The sequence below is a fragment of the Robiginitalea marina genome, assembly GCF_024006985.1.
Lineage (GTDB): Bacteria > Bacteroidota > Bacteroidia > Flavobacteriales > Flavobacteriaceae > Robiginitalea > Robiginitalea marina.
Genome location: NZ_JAMXIB010000004.1, coordinates 134,573 through 152,323 on the forward strand (window position 1 = coordinate 134,573; position 17,751 = coordinate 152,323).

Annotated in this window: 20 protein-coding genes; 14 read left to right on the forward strand and 6 right to left on the reverse strand. The window is 55.4% G+C overall.

Annotated elements, in window-relative coordinates:
* Positions 1 to 16 precede the first annotated feature (16 nt).
* From NG653_RS06635 to NG653_RS06655, 5 genes are all read left to right on the forward strand, one after another.
* Positions 17 to 277, forward strand: a complete 261-nt coding sequence (locus tag NG653_RS06635; RefSeq protein WP_252740900.1) for a YkoF family thiamine-binding protein — start codon at positions 17 to 19, stop codon at positions 275 to 277.
* On the forward strand, positions 261 to 893 hold the full coding sequence (gene pnuC, locus NG653_RS06640; RefSeq protein WP_252740901.1) for a nicotinamide riboside transporter PnuC: 633 nt from the start codon (positions 261 to 263) through the stop codon (positions 891 to 893). The genes NG653_RS06635 and pnuC overlap by 17 nt, the downstream gene beginning before the upstream one ends.
* Positions 854 to 1,420: an AAA family ATPase gene (locus NG653_RS06645; protein ID WP_252740902.1), complete on the forward strand. Its 567-nt coding sequence runs from the start codon at positions 854 to 856 to the stop codon at positions 1,418 to 1,420. Before pnuC ends, NG653_RS06645 begins: the two co-directional genes overlap by 40 nt.
* The gene (locus NG653_RS06650) at positions 1,413 to 2,960 is read left to right on the forward strand and encodes a DUF4301 family protein (RefSeq protein ID WP_252740903.1); all 1,548 of its coding nucleotides are present in this window, start codon (positions 1,413 to 1,415) and stop codon (positions 2,958 to 2,960) included. Before NG653_RS06645 ends, NG653_RS06650 begins: the two co-directional genes overlap by 8 nt.
* 319 nt (positions 2,961 to 3,279) lie before the next feature.
* Positions 3,280 to 5,514 (forward strand): TonB-dependent receptor, encoded by a 2,235-nt coding sequence (locus tag NG653_RS06655; RefSeq protein WP_252740904.1) that lies wholly within the window; start codon positions 3,280 to 3,282, stop codon positions 5,512 to 5,514.
* A 12-nt stretch (positions 5,515 to 5,526) separates the two neighbouring features.
* Here the strand turns inward: NG653_RS06655 and NG653_RS06660 are convergent, their stop codons facing one another.
* Entirely contained in the window at positions 5,527 to 6,006 is a 480-nt protein-coding gene (locus tag NG653_RS06660; protein WP_252740905.1) for a hypothetical protein, read from the reverse strand.
* An 89-nt stretch (positions 6,007 to 6,095) separates the two neighbouring features.
* Between NG653_RS06660 and greA the strand changes: the two genes are divergently transcribed.
* The gene (gene greA / locus NG653_RS06665) at positions 6,096 to 6,572 is read left to right on the forward strand and encodes a transcription elongation factor GreA (RefSeq protein ID WP_252740906.1); all 477 of its coding nucleotides are present in this window, start codon (positions 6,096 to 6,098) and stop codon (positions 6,570 to 6,572) included.
* Between the two features lie 85 nt (positions 6,573 to 6,657).
* Positions 6,658 to 7,050, forward strand: coding sequence for an HIT family protein (locus tag NG653_RS06670; protein ID WP_252740907.1), 393 nt, complete (start codon positions 6,658 to 6,660; stop codon positions 7,048 to 7,050).
* On the opposite strand, the gene NG653_RS06675 is transcribed toward NG653_RS06670, so the two are convergent.
* A complete protein-coding gene (locus tag NG653_RS06675) occupies positions 7,042 to 7,392 on the reverse strand; it encodes a hypothetical protein (protein WP_252740908.1) in 351 nt (116 codons plus the stop codon). The two genes, NG653_RS06670 and NG653_RS06675, sit on opposite strands and share 9 nt — an antisense overlap.
* Positions 7,379 to 8,542, reverse strand: coding sequence for a sensor histidine kinase (locus NG653_RS06680; protein WP_252740909.1), 1,164 nt, complete (start codon positions 8,540 to 8,542; stop codon positions 7,379 to 7,381). Before NG653_RS06680 ends, NG653_RS06675 begins: the two co-directional genes overlap by 14 nt.
* Before the next feature lie 105 nt (positions 8,543 to 8,647).
* Between NG653_RS06680 and NG653_RS06685 the strand changes: the two genes are divergently transcribed.
* The 4 genes from NG653_RS06685 to aat all read left to right on the forward strand — a co-directional run bounded on the left by NG653_RS06685 (position 8,648) and on the right by aat (position 12,104).
* Entirely contained in the window at positions 8,648 to 9,541 is an 894-nt protein-coding gene (locus tag NG653_RS06685; protein ID WP_252740910.1) for a flavin reductase family protein, read from the forward strand.
* A gap of 61 nt (positions 9,542 to 9,602) precedes the next feature.
* Positions 9,603 to 9,980, forward strand: coding sequence for a DUF3127 domain-containing protein (locus NG653_RS06690; protein WP_252740911.1), 378 nt, complete (start codon positions 9,603 to 9,605; stop codon positions 9,978 to 9,980).
* Between the two features lie 51 nt (positions 9,981 to 10,031).
* Positions 10,032 to 11,408, forward strand: coding sequence for a short-chain fatty acid transporter (locus NG653_RS06695; RefSeq protein WP_252740912.1), 1,377 nt, complete (start codon positions 10,032 to 10,034; stop codon positions 11,406 to 11,408).
* A gap of 27 nt (positions 11,409 to 11,435) precedes the next feature.
* Positions 11,436 to 12,104 (forward strand): leucyl/phenylalanyl-tRNA--protein transferase, encoded by a 669-nt coding sequence (gene aat / locus NG653_RS06700; protein WP_252740913.1) that lies wholly within the window; start codon positions 11,436 to 11,438, stop codon positions 12,102 to 12,104.
* Here the strand turns inward: aat and NG653_RS06705 are convergent.
* From NG653_RS06705 to NG653_RS06715, 3 genes are read right to left on the reverse strand one after another with little or no spacing between them, the layout of a single operon-like run.
* On the reverse strand, positions 12,081 to 12,764 hold the full coding sequence (locus tag NG653_RS06705; RefSeq protein WP_252740914.1) for a DUF2490 domain-containing protein: 684 nt from the start codon (positions 12,762 to 12,764) through the stop codon (positions 12,081 to 12,083). The two genes, aat and NG653_RS06705, sit on opposite strands and share 24 nt — an antisense overlap.
* Positions 12,751 to 13,359 (reverse strand): hypothetical protein, encoded by a 609-nt coding sequence (locus NG653_RS06710; protein ID WP_252740915.1) that lies wholly within the window; start codon positions 13,357 to 13,359, stop codon positions 12,751 to 12,753. The genes NG653_RS06705 and NG653_RS06710 overlap by 14 nt, the downstream gene beginning before the upstream one ends.
* Positions 13,325 to 13,888, reverse strand: coding sequence for a DNA-3-methyladenine glycosylase I (locus NG653_RS06715; protein WP_252740916.1), 564 nt, complete (start codon positions 13,886 to 13,888; stop codon positions 13,325 to 13,327). The genes NG653_RS06710 and NG653_RS06715 overlap by 35 nt, the downstream gene beginning before the upstream one ends.
* A gap of 162 nt (positions 13,889 to 14,050) precedes the next feature.
* On the opposite strand from NG653_RS06715, the gene NG653_RS06720 reads away from it, so the two are divergent.
* The 3 genes from NG653_RS06720 to NG653_RS06730 are packed head-to-tail and all read left to right on the forward strand — an operon-like array spanning position 14,051 to position 17,751.
* The gene (locus NG653_RS06720; protein ID WP_252740917.1) at positions 14,051 to 14,737 is read left to right on the forward strand and encodes a TetR/AcrR family transcriptional regulator; all 687 of its coding nucleotides are present in this window, start codon (positions 14,051 to 14,053) and stop codon (positions 14,735 to 14,737) included.
* Positions 14,730 to 16,397, forward strand: a complete 1,668-nt coding sequence (locus tag NG653_RS06725) for a peptidase domain-containing ABC transporter (protein WP_252740918.1) — start codon at positions 14,730 to 14,732, stop codon at positions 16,395 to 16,397. The genes NG653_RS06720 and NG653_RS06725 overlap by 8 nt, the downstream gene beginning before the upstream one ends.
* Position 16,398: 1 nt before the next feature.
* On the forward strand, positions 16,399 to 17,751 hold the full coding sequence (locus NG653_RS06730) for an HlyD family secretion protein (RefSeq protein WP_252740919.1): 1,353 nt from the start codon (positions 16,399 to 16,401) through the stop codon (positions 17,749 to 17,751).

The window sequence follows — 17,751 nt, forward strand, 5'->3', positions numbered from 1 at the left end:
GTCCAAACTACCGCCTATGAACGTTTCCGTGGAACTAACCTTCAGCCCCCTGCAGGATTCTTATGAACCCGAGATCATACGATTCATCAAAGCCATGCGCGACTCTGGCCTGACCGTACTGGAAAACCCCCTGAGCACCCAGGTTTATGGGGAGTATGATGCGGTAATGCAGGTGCTTGCCAGGGAAATGAAACAAAGCCTTGGAGCTGTGAACCAGGGGGTTTTCCTCCTGAAAATGGTCAGGGGAGACCGCAGCGGGTATGCACCCCATTTTTGATTTTTTCGCCGATCCCTACAGGGATCGCCCGGACTACCTGATTGTCCTGGAAGCCGTGGCTTTCGTTTTTGGCATTGCAAGTGTCGTTTATGCCAGGCGGGAGCGGATCTGGGTTTATCCGACAGGCCTGGTCGCCACCGTGATCACCCTGTTCATCTTTTACCGGGACCAGCTCCTTGGCGACATGATGATCAACCTGTATTATTCCCTGATGAGCGTGTACGGTTGGTGGAACTGGTCCCGGCGCACCCAGGGCCGGCCGGTAGTTCAGATTTCGCGGACCAACCGCCGGGAAAAAGCCGTTGGCGTGCTGCTCTTTGCCGCCGCCGCAGGGGTCAATTACGGGGTTTACCGGCTCTTTGGAACCGCGATTGGCCCCGGCAATTATGTCGACATCCTCACCTCGGGGATTTTTTTCACGGCCATGTGGTATATGGCCACTAAAAAACTGGAAAACTGGACGCTTTGGATTTTGGGCGACATCATCACCGTACCCCTGTATGCCTATCGGGGTTGGGGGATGTTGTCGCTGCAATATTTCATATTCACTATCTTGGCCATCCAGGGATATATCGCATGGAAGAAGCACTTAAACAGGAACCTTCAGACCTCCTGAAAGTGGTCCTTTTCGGGCCGGAATCCACGGGGAAAACCACCCTGGCAAGGGAACTGGCGGACCACTACCAGACCCGGTGGGTCCCGGAATACGCAAGGGAATACCTTCAGGCAAAATGGGACCGGGAACAAAAGACCTGCGAGCCCAAAGACCTGATGCCCATTGCCATCGGGCAGATGAGGCTTGAAAACGCCCTGGCCCGGCAGGCAGACGGACTCCTGATCTGCGACACCGATTTGCTGGAGACCAAAGTGTATTCCGAGGCCTATTACCTGGGGTATTGCGACCCGGTCCTGGAGAAGTACGCTTTGGAAAACCAGTATGACCTGTATTTGCTGACCTCGGTCGACATCCCCTGGGAGGCAGACGACCTGAGGGACAGGCCCCGCGACCGTGAACGGATGTTCGGGTATTTCAGGGAAGCCCTTGAAAAAAATAACCGCAGATTTGTTACCTTAAAGGGCAGCCGGGAGGAGCGTTTCCGCCAGGCCATTACCCACATTGATAAACTATTGGCACATGTATAGGTTCAGCGAGGACGACTTGCAATTGTTAGCTGCCAAGGGCATCGAGCCCCGGCAGGCATACCAACAGATGGAGACCTTCCGGGAAGGGATCCCTCCTGTGCGGCTCGCCCGTGCCGCCGTGGTGGGGGACGGGATTTTGCGCCTCTCAGGGGAAGCGCAGGAACGCCTCCGGGGGGTGTACCGGCAGCACAGCAAGGGCTTGCAGGTCGTAAAGTTTATCCCGGCTTCGGGGGCCGCTTCGCGGATGTTCAAAGCATTGTTTTCCTTCCTGCATGAGTTTGACCCGGAAAGGGATTCCCTGCAGGCATACCTGGACCACCCGCAAAACAAGGACCTCCGTGTTTTTGCAGAGGGCCTGGAGCGATTCCCTTTCTATAAGGTCGTAAAGTCCCGCCTTGGGGAAAGCGCCCTGTCTTCAGGGGCAGGCCTATACCACTTCGTGCGGGAAATGCTCGAAGAAAAGGGCCTTAACTATGGGTTTTACCCGAAAGGCCTGCTACCTTTCCACAACTATGGGGGACACCTGGCCACCCCTTTCGAAGAGCACCTGAAAGAAGGGGCGGCCTACGGGCGGACCGGGGATGGCGCAAAACTGCATTTTACCATTTCCCCCCAGCACAGGGAATTGTTCGGGGAGGAAGCCCGCAGGGTTGTGGGGCCCGTCGGGGAACGCACCTCATGCCAGTTCGATATTTCCTATTCCTTCCAAAAGGAATCCACCGATACCCTGGCAGTAACTCCCGAAAATGAACCCTTCCGGGACGGGGAAGGCAAGCTGCTTTTCAGGCCCGGGGGCCACGGCGCCCTGCTGGAAAACCTCAACGAGCAGGAAGCTGACCTGATATTCATCAAGAATATAGACAATGTGGTAACGGGGGCCTCCCTGCCGGAAGTCAGTTACTGGAAAGAAGTCCTGGGGGGGCATTTGCTGGAGGTCCAGGAGCAGGCCTTCCGCTTTTCCCGCATGCTGGGGGAGGGGGTGACCGACCACGACCTGTTACAACGCATCCGGACATTCCTGGAAACAGCCCTCAATGTAAGGTTTTCGGAAGGCTTTTCCGGCTACAGCCTGGAGGAACAATTGTCTGTGCTGCAAGACAAACTCTCCCGGCCGATCCGGGTCTGCGGCATGGTAAAAAATGAAGGGGAACCCGGGGGCGGCCCGTTCTGGATCACAGATGCCCAGGGGAGGGAATCCCTGCAGATTGTGGAATCGGCCCAGGCCGACCTCGGGGAGGAGTCCCAGAAAGCCCTCTTTGACGAAGCCACCCATTTCAACCCCGTCGACCTGGTTTGCGGGGTGCGGGATGCCACGGGGCGCAAGTATGACCTGATGAACTTCCGCGACCCGAAACAAGGGTTCATTACCGGAAAAACCTTCGAAGGGAGGCCTCTGAAGGCCCTGGAGCTCCCGGGGCTCTGGAATGGGGGAATGGCCTACTGGAATACCGTTTTCGTCGAAGTGCCCATAAGCACCTTTAACCCGGTAAAGACGGTGAATGACCTGCTGAAGCCAGCTCACCAGGCCGCGGCGCAATGAGGTCGGCAGGGGAAGGCAGGAGCTGCCTTCCAGGGGTGGCTGCGTATTTTTTTGGTGGCCTTGTGCGGCTTTTACAATTCGTGGCGTATCTTTGCCCCATCTCAAAAAGGGGTGCTTGGTCGCAGAAGGTCCCAACCCAGAAACGACCCGGCTGAGATTATACCCGCTGAACCTGGGCAGGTAATGCTGCCAAGGGAGCAATGAGATGGGAAGCGGCCCTCGAACCGGCCGCCAACATCTTCCGGTACGGGCAGCACGCTGCTGCAAAATCAAGTGTAACAAAGAATTTAGCCCCTTTTGTTCGTAACCATACTTACGAATGAAAAATGCTATTTTGTTAGGAATCAGCCTGGGCTTCGGATGGCTCGGTGCTGCACAGGAAACACCAAAGGACACTACGAAAACAGACGAAATCAGACTCGATGAAGTACTGGTTTCCGCCGTGAGGGTTACCCGGGAAGCCCCGGTGACTTTTTCGAATTTAACCAAGGCCCGCATTGCGCCCCGAAACCTGGGGCAGGACATCCCGGTGCTGATGAACTACCTCCCATCGGTGGTCACCACCTCCGATGCCGGGGCAGGAATAGGGTATACGGGCATCCGCGTCCGGGGAAGCGACGCCACCCGCGTGAACGTGACCATTAACGGGATTCCCTATAACGATGCGGAATCTCAGGGGACTTTCTGGGTAAACATGCCCGATTTTGCCTCGTCTACCGAAAGCCTTCAGCTGCAGCGCGGGGTGGGTACTTCCACCAACGGGGCCGGGGCCTTCGGGGCGAGCCTGAATATCCTCACAGATGCGGTTTCCCAGGAGGCTTATGGGGAAATTTCCGCTTCCGCCGGGAGTTTCAACACCCTAAAGGCCACGGCCAAGTTCAGTACGGGCCTTATAAATGACCATTTTGAGCTTTCCGGACGCCTTTCCCGCATCGCCTCGGACGGGTATATCGACCGGGCGTCTTCCGACCTGGATTCCTACTTCCTGCAGGGGGCGTTCCTCAGCGACAAGACCCTGGTGAAGGCCCTCCTGTTCGGGGGGCATGAGATCACCTACCAGTCTTGGTATGGCTTTGACCCCTCCGTGATTTCGGCTATTGGGGAAGACCCCAGCCTGGAAACCAACCGCAGGTTCAACATTGCCGGCATACAATTCGATGAAGCGGGCACCTTCGAGGGGTTTTACCCCAACCAGGTCGACAATTACAAGCAGGACCATTTCCAGTTGCACTGGAACCAGCAATGGAGCAGTTCCTGGCAATCCAATATCGCCTTCCACTATACCCGGGGGCGGGGGTTCTTCGAAGAATACGTGGATGCCTGGTATTACACCAACGTCCTGTTCGCCCCCGATGCCGAATTGGCTTTCCTGGGCCTGGAGCCCCCCGTGGTGAACGGGCAGGAGATTACGACCATGGATTACGCCCGCCGCCGGTGGCTCGACAACGATTTTTACGGCACGGTATTCTCTTCGGCCTACCAGGAAGGCCCCTGGCAGCTCACGCTCGGGGGCGGCTGGAACACCTATCGGGGCGACCATTTCGGGGAGGTAATCTGGGCGCGGTATGCCGGGGACCTGGACCCCGGGGCCCGCTATTATGAAGACGATTCCCGCAAAGACGACCTGAACCTTTTTGCCAAGGCCAACTATAATGCCGGGGGGAACTGGCGCTTTTTTGCCGACCTTCAGTACCGCGGGGTAAGCTACCGGGCCAATGCGCGGGAAACCGGCCTGGTCGATGACCAGTTCCGCTTTTTTAACCCAAAACTTGGGCTTACCTATCGCCTTGACGCCTTCCAGAACCTCTATGCTTCCTATGCCGTTGCCAACCGGGAACCCAACCGGAACGACTACGAGAACGGGAACCCGAAACCGGAGCGCCTCCAGGACCTCGAACTCGGCTGGAGGTACCAGAAAGAAGGGGCCAGCCTGAACGCAAACCTCTATTACATGCGTTATCGCGACCAGCTGGTCCTTACCGGGGAGCTCAATGATGTGGGCGCCCCCCTGCGAGCCAACGTGGGCGATAGCTATCGCCTTGGCCTGGAAATCGATGCGGATATTCCCTGGGGGAGCAGGGTCCGCTGGCAACCGAACCTGGCCCTGAGCACCAACCGGAATGTCGATTTTATCTTTCGCCGCGACGGGCAGCTCACCAACCTTGGAAATACCCGCATCGCTTTTTCCCCCGGGGTGGTGGCGGGAAGCAGGCTGGTGGTTTCGCCCCTGGAGAACTTTGATGTTGCCCTGCTGACCAAATATGTGGGGGAGCAATATATGGGGAATATCGATGCGGAAAAATCGCGGCTGGAGGCGTATAGCCAGACCGATCTGAACCTGGTGTATACCTGGGAACCCGACCGGTGGTTTTCGGGCATCACCTTTTCCCTGCTGGTCAATAACCTCTTCGACGCCAGGTTTAGCTCCAACGGGTATTTTTACACCTTCGACGACGATTTCAGCAACCCGGGGACCGTAACGACCATAGAAGGGGTGGGATACTACCCGCAGGCCGGGATCCATTTCCTGGCCGGGGCCACCTTCCGGTTTTAACCGGGGGGGAGATCAGTTGGTGATGATCAGGCTGCTGCCGCTCCGGGAGGCCCGGTATTCCAGCATGTCGAAATACCGGTTGCCGTCATCGGGCCGGTTGAGTTGTTGCCCGGTAAACAAGCTGTATTCAAAGTCTTCGCACCCGCAGCGGGCAACCTGTCCGTCGAGGGACAAGGTGGAGCAGGCATTGGGGGGGTGATTGGGGCAGGTGGCTTCAAAGGCCCTGAACAGGTCAAAGCCCGTATTCATCACAAAAACCCCGCGGATGCCCACCCCGGTATTTCCGATATAGACGGCGTTCCCGGTAGTCGTCAGGGGGCTGTAGAGGGGAAGGTTCAGGTTGACCTCAAACCGGAAGCCCACTTCCTGCAGGTAAGGGTTTCGTTGGGTGGTATCGCTGTCGCAGCAAACCAGTGTGAGGGCGAGAAGGAAGATTGGAATCAGCCGGTTGCGTACCATGGGCATCTTTGAGTTCCCTGCAAAAATCAGCAAATTTTGACTATCTTTGTTTAAATCCTCTGAATAACTTGCAATTTTTGTAGGTATTGAAGGGGATTTTCTGTTTATTTAATGAAGAGGTTATGAGCAAGGTATCCTATTATACCAAAGAAGGGCTGCAGAAGCTTAAAGACGAGTTGAACCACCTGCGGGATGTGGAACGGCCCAGGGCTTCCCAGGCCATAGCCGAAGCCCGCGACAAGGGGGACCTTTCCGAAAATGCCGAATACGACGCGGCCAAGGAAGCCCAGGGCCTCCTGGAAATGAAAATCGCGAAAATGGAGGAACTCCTGGCCAACGCCAGGCTGATTGACGAATCCCAGCTCGATACTTCCCGGGTGCTGGTCCTTTCGACGGTGAAGCTGAAAAATGAACAGAACGGGATGGAAATGACCTACACCCTTGTTGCCGAAAGCGAAGCCGACCTTAAAGCCGGAAAAATTTCGGTCACCTCTCCTATCGGAAAGGGCCTGCTCGGCAAGAAGGAAGGCGAGACTGCTGAAATACAGGTTCCCAACGGGACCCTGAAGTTCCGCATTTTGGAGATTACCCGCTCCTGAATGGAGGCCCAAAAGAGGAACCCGCGGTGGGGTTACCCAACCATCCCGGATTTAATAATTATGGAGGAATAACATCCTGATTCCGATGGCAAGCATCTTTACACGCATCATCAATGGAGAGATCCCCTGCTATAAAATTGCAGAGGATGAACATAACTTTGCGTTTCTGGACATCAACCCAAACAGCATTGGGCATACCCTTTGCGTGCCCAAAAAAGAGGTCGATAAAATCACGGACCTCGATGAGGATGCCTACCACAGCCTGATGCATTTCAGCCGCAAGGTGGCCCTGGCCGTTGAACAGAGCATGGAGTGCCGCCGGGTCGGGTTTACGGTGATCGGCCTTGAAGTGCCCCATGTACACGTGCACCTCATCCCTTTGAATACCATGGCGGATGCGACCTTTCAAACGAAGGTCTCCCCCGGGCCGGAAATTTTCGAAGCCACCGCGGCCAAAATAAGGGCTAAACTACAATAGCCCCTGGAGGTAGAAGTACGCCAGGGTCCCTGCCAATGCGATGCCCAAAAGGACCAGCACAAAGAAAAGGGGCCTGAATTCCAGTCGGGCTTTCGCGGGCTCCAGGGCCTTTTGGAAGTATTCGACGCTGCGTTCGATATCGGGGGTCCACCCAACCGGGTAAATCCGGCTCTTGCAGGTATTGCAGGTCAATTCGTGGGAGATCTCCGAAGTGGTCCGATGGAAAAGCCGGCTGTAGAGGTGCTTCTGGTAGAACTTCAGGTTGAGGTCCTGGTTGAAACACTCCGGGCAGTTGTTGGTCAGGTGGGTTTCCCTAATGAGGGCCAGTTTACTTTTTGCCATTTGTTTTTAATAAAGCCAGGGAAAGTTGCATTACCGTCCCCGCCTTCCCCGACGACAGTACCTTGATTTTTCCCCCATGGTATTCTTCAATAATCCGTTTAACCAGGGAAAGGCCCAGGCCCCATCCCCTTTTTTTGGTGGTAAACCCGGGGTGGAAGATTTCCTGGAACTGGTGCCTGGGGATGCCATGCCCGGTGTCGGATACCAGCACATTCACGAAATGACCGGAAGGCACGATTTCGATGGAGACCTCCCCTTTGCCTTTCATGGCGTCGATGCCGTTTTTTACCAGGTTTTCAATCGACCAGTGGTACAGCGACCGGTTCAGCAGCACCGGAAGGCTTTCCGCCCTGGAATGGAAGCTGAAGCGGATCAATTTTGAGCTCCGAGCCCGAAGGTATTCAAAAGCATCCCGGGTTTCGGCTACCAGGTCGAGGCGTTCCAGCCTTGGCGTGGAGCCGATCTGTGAAAATCGTTCGGTAATGGCCTGCAGCCTTCCAATGTCCTTTTCGATCTCCAGGGTAATGCCCGGGTTGATGGCTTCGCCCTTGAGCAGCTCATTCCAGCCGAGCAGGGAGGTGAGGGGGGTGCCGATCTGGTGTGCCGTTTCCTTGGCCATGCCCGCCCATAGCTTGTTCTGTTCGGAAATTTTGTTGGTCCGGAAGAAAAAGAAAATCACCGCCCCGAAGAGGAAGATGATCAGCAAAAGGGCGATGGGGTAATACTTCAGTTTATTGAGCACTTCTGAATTGCCGTAGTACAGGGTAGCCAGGTGCTCGCCCTGGTAGTCGATGCGGATGGGGTTATTCTCGGATTCAAAAACGTCGATCTTCTCCCGGATCAGGGAGTGGTCTTCCACCGAAACGCCGGGCAGGTTATTGACTTTTACCGACCCATCTGCGTTGACCAGGATCATAGGGGTGGTGGTGTTTAATTGTAGGACCTTAAGGTGCAGGGTGCCCAGTTCCTCGTTTTCCGAGGAGCGCAGCAGTTCCGACTGGGCGGTAGCCCAGATTTCCATTTTATGGCGTTCCTCGTCCTTGAATTTCCTGAAAAAACTATTGGTGTTCCAAAGGATCAGGCTCACGATAACGAAGGCGGAGGCCAGTAAAAAAGCATTGAAAAATTTCCTCGGAGGATTCAGTCGCATACCCCTTGCATCTGTTCCCTAAAGATAACTGATTTTGCAGGGAAATGTTGTGAGAACCCGGTTTTTAGCACTGGGCGTTCCTATAGTTTTCAATACCTTTGCCCTATGGAGGAAGAATACCTTGCCGTTCTCCCGGAACAGGTGGAAACCCGCGTGTTGCACGGGTACCTGCTGGGCGCCGTCGGGCCGAGGCCTATCGCCTTTGCCAGCACGGTGGACGGGGAGGGAAGGCCCAACCTGGCGCCGTTCAGTTTCTTCAACGTCTTCAGCGCCAACCCGCCCGTCCTCATCTTTTCACCGGCCCGAAGGGTACGGGACAATACCACAAAGCATACCCTGGAGAATGTGCAGCAGACCGGGGAGGTGGTGGTCAATGTGGTCTCCTATCCGATGGTCCAGCAAATGTCCCTGGCCAGCACAGAGTACGACAGGGGCGTCAATGAATTTGAAAAGGCGGGCTTCACCATGGTGCCCTCAGACCGTGTCGCCCCGTATCGCGTAGGCGAGGCACCGGTGCAATTCGAGTGCCGGGTGACCAAAGTGGAACCCCTGGGTAGTGAAGGCGGGGCAGGCAACCTTATCCACGCCGAGGTATTGAAGATACATATCAGGCGCTCCGTGCTCGATGAACGGGATGGAATCGACCCCCGGAAGCTCGACCTGGTCGCCCGCATGGGGGGCGACTGGTACACCCGGGCCGCCTCCGGCCTTTTTGAGGTCCCCAAGCCCCTGGCCAGCCGGGGGATTGGGGTGGATGTCATCCCCGGCCCGATCCGGTTGAGCCCGGTCCTCACCGGGAATGACCTGGGCCTTTTGGGGAACGTTGAAGCATTGCCCGGCAGGGAAGAGGTCCGTCTTTTTGTGCAGGCCCACGGGGAGGTACGCGAGCTGCTGAAGCAGGCCGATTCCCTGGAAATACACCGGCATGCCCAACGTTTGCTGGAAGGGAACGATGTGGCTTCGGCCTGGAAGGTCCTGCTGGCTTCCCTGGAAAACTAACCCCGGCTCACGCAAGGGGAACGAAAACAAGAGTTCAAACACCTAAAGAAAAAATAGAATTATGGAAGTACAAGGCACCATCAAATGGATCGATGAAACGAAAACCTACGGAAGCAACGGTTTCAGGAAAAGGGAAGTGGTCCTTACCACCGAAGAGCAGTACCCACAGCACCTGCTGGTCGAGTTTATCCAGGACAAAACGGATTTGCTGAACAGCTTTCAGGCCGGGCAGCAGGTCCGTATCAGCATCAACCTGAAGGGAAGGGAATGGGTCAACCCCCAGGGGGAGACCAAATACTTCAATTCCATTCAGGGATGGAAAATCGAAGCCCTGCAAGAGGGGGATTCAGGTTCAGGCCTGCCGCCGGTTCCGCCCATGGAGGCCTTTGAGCCCGCAAAGGACCTGAAGGAAGAGGATTACGACGACCTGCCCTTCTGACGGGCCCGGGAAGCCGTTTTCCGCTTGCTTTTGAGTGCAACCCAGACCTAAATGTCCCTGACCCGTTCCATCGAGATTGTCTTCAGGCGCTTTCTGCCTTCCCCATTTGCCATAGCGGTTTTGCTGACCCTGCTCACTATGGGTCTGGCCCTGGGCTTCGGGAGGTTCCCGGAAGGGGTTTCCCCCTGGAAAGGGGTGCTCACCGCCTGGGAGCGGGGCCTGTGGAACCCGGGCATGCTGGTGTTTGCCTTCCAGATGATGCTCATCCTGGTCCTTGGCCATGTACTGGTGCTGAGCAAGCCCGTGGAACGATTGATCCACCGGTTGACTTCCCTGGTACGCGACGGGGCCTCGGCCGCTTTCCTGGTTTCGGTATCGACCATGCTGGTGTCTTTTTTCAACTGGGGGCTTGGGTTGATCTTCGGGGCCATCCTGGCCCGAAAGGTTGGGGAGTATGCCCGGCAACAGGGGATAGCGCTGAATTATCCGCTCATCGGGGCCTGCGGGTACCTGGGCCTGATGGTCTGGCACGGGGGGATCAGCGGCTCTGCCCCTCTGAAGGCTTCGGAGCCAGGCCACCTGGCCGGCTTGCTTGAAGGGATCCTGCCCCAGGCGGTTTTGGCCGGTTTTCCGGCCACCATCCCTACTTCAGACACGATTTTCAGCCTGTGGAACCTTGGGGTTTTTGCCGTGGTGGTCCTGGTTACCGGGCTGCTGGCTACCTATCTGGGGTACAAAGGAGGGGGCACCCACCTGTCGCTGCCCGCATGGGAATTTGACCGGGGGGCAGAAGGCCCTGGGCAAGGGGCCGAAAAGCTCGAGCGCAGCAGGGGGTTTGCCACCCTCTTTGCAGTACTGATTTTCCTGGCCTTCCTGGTGCAGTACCTCCCCATGTTGCGATCGCTCAACCTCACCCCCGATATGCTCAATTTCTTTATGCTAGGCCTGGCGATCCTGCTGCATGGGAATATGACCCGGTTCCTCCGGGCCGTGGGGGAAGCCATAGGGGACACTTCGGGTATCCTCATACAGTTCCCCCTTTACTTTGGCATCATGGGCATGATGACTGAAAGCGGCCTGATCCACCGGATTTCCGATTTTTTCGTGGCTGTGAGCACTGCAGGGAGCTTTCCCGTTTTCACCTTTTTCAGTGCAGGGCTGGTAAACCTCTTCGTGCCCAGCGGGGGAGGGCAGTGGGCTGTGCAGGGCCCTATTGTGCTGCAAGCCGCCCAAACCCTGGGCGTCCCTTTTCCCAGGGCCGTTATGGCGCTTGCCTACGGCGACCAGCTCACCAATATGCTCCAGCCGTTCTGGGCCCTTCCCCTGTTGGCCATCACGGGGTTAAAGGCCCGGGAAATCCTGCCCTATACCCTGTTGTTTATGGTCGTGGCCGGGGCCGTTTACCTGGCGGGGTTGTGGTTCTTCTGAAGGAATTTTATCTTCGCAAAAAGTGTTATGAGAGCCCGCGGTATCCCTGTTCCCGTCCTTACAGAAGCCCTGGAGTTCCCCCCGGTTTCCCTGGCTACCCCGGAAGGCTTGCTGGCCGTAGGCGGCGACCTGAGTACAGATCGCCTCATGCTCGCCTATCGTTCGGGGGTCTTCCCCTGGTTTAACGATGATTCCCTGCTGCTTTGGTGGAGTCCCGACCCCCGCATGGTATTGTTCCCGGAGAAACTCCGGGTTTCCAAAAGCATGCGACAGGTTTTAAACAAGGGAACGATGAAAGTCACCTGCAACCGGAGCTTTTCAGAGGTGATTGCCCACTGCGCACGGATCAGGCGAAAAGGACAGGCGGGCACCTGGATCACCGAACGCATGAACCAGGCCTACGAGGAACTCCACAAGCTGGGCCATGCCGTTTCCTATGAAGTTTGGCAGGACCAAAAACTGGTGGGCGGGTTGTACGGGATAGACCTTGGACACATTTTTTGCGGGGAGAGCATGTTCAGCCTGGTATCCAATGCCTCCAAGGTTGCCTTTATCCAAATGGTGGAAGACCGTCGGGCGAAAAACTACCGCTGTATCGATTGCCAGGTCTATACCGAACACCTGGAAAGCCTTGGGGCCGAAGAGATCTCCAGGAAGGCCTTCATGGAGCTTTTACAGGGAGAGGATCAGGGATGACAACAGGAAAAGGACCGACTGGTCGAAGCGGGCAATGCCGACCAGGCGGTATTCAAAACCGGCCTGCACTTTAAGTTCGGTACTGGCCATGATGCCTGCCATACCCCCGACCCTCAGGCTGTAAACGGGTTTTTGGCCCCTTGCCGCTGTGAGCAGGCCTTCCGCACTTCCGATCCAGTATGCCTCGCCCACATCGAGCTTTTCCCCTTGCAGGGGCCCGTCCAGGGCCAGGCGGTATCGGAACCGGTGCAGTGTTTCGGTAGGAAAAATGCGCTGCTCGGTCCTGAAACGGTGTCCGGTTCGCACGATATTTGCCCGCTGGTTGAGGTTTACCTGCTGGGTCAGCCGCACCTCGTTTTCCCCGGTGTCTGAGAAGGGTTCGCGAAACCGGTAAAGAATCCCAAGGCCCAGGCTTCGACCCGGTCCCCATTTGAAGTCTGAGAAATGCGAAAGGTCGATATGCCGGGTTTCCAACACCGAGGCTCCATCCCTGTAAAAAAAAGCCCTTTGCTGCAGGCTGAAGTTGTGGGAATAGGTTGGGCCGACAGGGTAATTCACAGCCAGCTGTGGCTGCAGGAATCCGGTAAACCGCTCCTGCGCCCACCCGAGGGCTGGCAGCAGGCACAACAGGAAAAGCAATGCTGGCCTAATACAGCACATGGTCGTAGTTTGGGGGCAGCGACTCCCTCATCTGCAGGAATTCGCCCCCGGAATCGTAGAGGATTTCAAATTCCTTGAAGGTTTTTCCCTTCCCCGTCTGTATCATGAGCTCGTAACGTATTTCGGGCAACAGCAAATTCTGGAAGGCATTCCTGAAGGTTACAGAATCGGTCTCAAAGGCATCCCCCGGATATTGCTGTTGGATTTTCCTGATCTTGTAGGTATCGGTAAAATTGGACAGGTGCCTTATGATGGCATCCCAGCTTTCGTTAGGGATGTCGTTCGGGCGAATCGTCACTTCGATGTCTTCCAGAACCCCTGATGGGCTGTACTCCACACTGTAATTCAGCCGGTCTTTCCTGAATTTGATTTCGAAGCTCTGACGGCTGCTGTCGATTTCCTTGTAGAACCGCAACCGTCTTACCCCGTCGAGGTACGGCTGGGCCTTTTCCAGGGCCGCCACCGGGAATTGGGACTCCCTTATCCGGAATTCCCGTTCGTATTTAGCCTGTGACAGTCCTAAAAAGGGTAGCAACAGCAGGAAAAGGCAGGGCCAGGGGTTACACTTCATGGTATCGGAAACAATTGATTTCATGGTCATTTACCATCCCGGTGGCCTGCATGTAGGCATACACCACCGTGCTGCCCACAAAGGTAAACCCCCGTTTTTTCAAATCCTTGCTGATCTGGTCGGAAAGCGGGGTGGTAGAAGGGGCTTTCCAGTAGTCCTGAACGTTGTTTTTCAGCGTTTGCCCCCCCGTGAACCCCCAGAAGTAGTCGCTGAAGGTGCCGAACTCTTCCCTTACTTTGATGTAGGCCCGGGAATTGGTGATGCTTCCCTGTATTTTCAACCGGTTGCGGATGATCCCAGGATTTTCCATAAGGGAGGCTACCTTTTCGGGGCCATATTGGGAAATGGCCTGGTAATCGAATCCGTCAAAGGCCTTTCGGAATTCCTCCCGCTTTTTGAGAACTGTAATCCAGCTCAGGCCGGCCTGAAAGGTCTCCAGCAGCAAAAATTCAAAAAGGAGGGCGTCGTCCCTGACGGGGACCCCCCACTCCTTATCGTGATAGGCCTCATATAGGGCGCTGCCCGCGCACCACCCGCAGCGAATGATCTCCATACGCCAAAGGTACGCAGAATGCCCCGTATCCCAATGGGTGTTGTAGCAGGTGGGCCGCCTGGCCTTGTGCGATAAATAACATAGGTACTATCGTTAAATAATAGTTAAACTCACATAAACCAATAGTATTACTATTATATTTGCGATGATTTGCCTGAAATCATGAAGCACCTCATTCAAAACGTAAAAATTTACGTCAACGAAAAAACCTATGTGAAGGACCCTGAGTCCTCCGACCTGGGGAAGCGGATCCTCCTCCATGGGGTCAGGCTTATCAGTGAGGTAGGGTTTGAAAACTTTACCTTCAGGAAACTGGGTGCACTAATTGGCTCCAATGAGAGCTCCATTTACCGGTATTTCGAGAACAAACACAAATTCCTCATCTACCTTACCTCCTGGTACTGGGGTTGGAAGGAGTACCAGCTGGTATTCACCACCAACAGCATTGAAGACCCGTCTGTGAAGCTCGAGAGGGCCCTGGAAATCCTGACCTTCCCGGTGGAGACAGATTCTTCCTTTTCCCACATGGATGAGGTGTTGCTCTACCAAATCGTGATTAACGAGTATTCAAAGTCTTTCCTGACCAAGGAGGTGGACCGCGAAAATAAGGAAGGCTACTTTGAAATCTATAAGCGGATGGTACATCGCCTGGGGGATATGATCTCGGAGGTAAACCCCGGCTATCCCTATGCCCGCAGCCTGGCCAGTACGGTGATGGAAGGCGCCCTGCATCAGTATTTCCTGATGGGCCACTTTCCCTCCCTGACCGATTGCCGCAATAACCACGCGCTTTATGCGTACTTTCGGAACTTAGTATTTTCCTCACTAAAGGAACAGCCCCATGGTTAAGAAAATGATGTCGGCCTGGCAACGATTAATAGGCCTTTTGACCCTGGAAAAGAAAGATGTTTTCCAGGTGTTTTACTATGCCATTTTTGCCGGCCTGGTAAACCTCTCCCTCCCCCTGGGGATCCAGGCAATCATCAACCTGATCCAGGGAGCCCAGGTGAGCACCTCATGGATGGTCCTGGTGGTGCTGGTTACCCTTGGGGTGGCTTTTGTGGGGATCCTGCAGTTGATGCAAATACGCATTATCGAAAACCTCCAGCAGAAAATTTTCACCCGGTCATCGTTCGAATTTGCGTATCGGTTCCCGAAAATCAAAATGAAGGAACTCAGCAATTACTATCCGCCTGAGCTGGCCAACCGCTTTTTTGATACCCTGACCGTCCAGAAATCCCTGGCCAAGATCCTGGTCGATTTCCCGGCAGCCCTGCTGCAGATCATTTTCGGGCTCCTGCTGCTTTCCTTCTACCATCCCTTTTTCATCCTCTACGGGTTGTTGCTGATCATGCTGATCTACGTGGTGTTCAAGTTTACGGCACAAAAAGGGTTGGAAACCAGCCTGGCGGAATCCAAAAACAAATACAAGGTGGCCCATTGGATACAGGAAGTGGCCCGCTCGGTGGTGAGCTTCAAGCTCTCCGGGAAAACCTCCCATGCCATTGACAAGAACGATACCCTGGTCAGCGACTACCTCGATGCCCGGGAAAGCCACTTCAAGATCCTCGTCTTGCAGTTTGCACAGATGATCGGGTTCAAGGTACTGGTCACTGCCGGGTTGCTCCTCATAGGCGGCTTGCTGGTGCTCAACCAGGAAATGAACATCGGGCAGTTTGTCGCAGCCGAGATCATCATCCTGCTGGTCATCAGTTCCGTGGAGAAACTCATCCTCGGCCTCGAAACGGTCTATGACCTGCTCACTTCCCTGGAAAAGCTGGGGCAGGTGGTCGACAAGGAGCTGGAGCCCCTGGGCGGGGAGCGCCCCTTTGCCGAAAATACAGGTTTCCATGTGGAGTTGCGCGATATCACCTACCGCGTGCCCTACCGGGAAAAGAAAATCATCGATGGGGCCAACCTTAAAATTTCCCCGGAGTGCACCATTTTGCTAAAGGGGCCTTCCGGATCCGGAAAATCGACCCTCCTGAGGCTGATTGCGGGGGTCGTGGAACCCGACAGCGGCCAGATTTTCATCAACAACGTCTCCCTGCAAGGAGTTGACCTGAGCTATTACCGCTCCCACCTGGGCAAGTCGATACCCGGGGAATCGCCCTTCGAGGGGACCATCCTTGACAACCTCACCTTTGGGGACAAGAGCATTTCGATGGATCAGGTGTACTGGGTCCTGGAGAAGACCAAATTGATTTCCTTTGTCAGGGAACAGCCAAAGGGCCTGAGTACCATCCTTTATCCGGAAGGAAAGGAAATCCCCTATACCGTGAGCAAAAAACTCGTGCTGGCCCGGAGCATCCTGAGGAAGCCCAAACTGTTGCTGCTAAAGGATCCCCTGAACCACTTCGAGGAGGGGGAGGCCGCCGAGATAATCGACTTCCTCACCGACCCGGCCAATGGTTGGGCCCTGGTGGTGGTAAGCGACAACGAGCGGTGGGCCCGTCGTTGCAAGCGGGTGATCACCATAAAGGACGGTAAGATTCTAAACGAAAGCTAGCATGCTGAACATATCTCCTAACAAACTGAACGACAAGGTAGACCTCACGCGGTTCAAGGCATCCCACAAGGTCTTCCACAGGAGGCATTACAAGCATTTCAACCGCTTCCTGATGGCCTTTGCCATCATTACCCTTATTATCCTGTTCCTTCCCTGGACCCAGAACATTTCCGGGAAGGGGTTCCTAACCACGCTGAGCCCGGACCAGCGGCCGCAGACCATTCAGTCCCCCATACCGGGCCGGATAGAAAACTGGTACGTGCGCGAGGGCGATTACGTGAAGGTCGGGGATACCATTTTGTTTATGTCGGAGGTCAAGAACGAGTATTTTGACCCCCGCCTGATCGAGCGGACCGGACAACAGATCGATGCCAAGAACATGGCTGTTTCCTCTTACCAGGAAAAGGTCCGTGCCCTGCAAACCCAGATAGGGGCTCTTCAGAGGGAACAGCAGCTAAAGCTGGAGCAGGCACGGAACAAACTGATGCAGGCCGGGTTGAAGGTAAAAAGCGACAGCATCGACCTGGAGGCGGCAAAGACCAATATAACCATCGCTGAGCGCCAGTACAACCGGACGACCCAATTGGAGGAAGAGGGGTTGAAAGCCGTGACGGATGTGGAGGAAAAGCGGCTGAAGCTCCAGGAGGCACAGGCCAAGCTGATTTCCCAGGAAAACAAGCTGCTGGCCAGCCGCAACGAGGTGATCAATGCCCAGGTGGAGATCAGCAGGGTACAGGCGGAGTATACCGACAAGGTATCCAAGGCCCAGAGTGACCTGTTTACGGCCCAGTCTTCCCAATTCGATTCCCAGGCCCAGGTAACCAAGCTGGAGAACGAATACGCCAATTATGAGCGAAGGTCCGAGATGTACTATATAAGGGCCCCCCAGGAAGGATTTGTGAACAAGATGCTCCGCGCGGGCATCGGGGAAACCTTCAAGGAAGGGGATGAACTGGTCAGCATCATGCCTTCCCGGTATGACATGGCCGTGGAAACCTTTGTGGAGCCCATAGACCTCCCGTTGATCCATAAAGGGGAGAAGGTGCGGATCCAGTTCGATGGGTGGCCGGCCATCATCTTCAGCGGCTGGCCGAATGTTTCCTTCGGGACCTACGGGGGGGTGGTGGTCGCCATTGAAACCTATATCAGCCCCAATGGCAAATACCGCATCCTGCTGGCACCCGACCCGGAAGACCACCCCTGGCCGCAGGAGCTTCGGGTAGGCTCGGGGGCGAATACCATCGCCCTGCTGGAGGACGTTCCGATCTGGTTCGAATTGTGGAGGCAACTCAACGGGTTCCCCCCGAATTACTACACCCCCACCGAAGGGGCCCAAATGACGTCAAAGAAATAA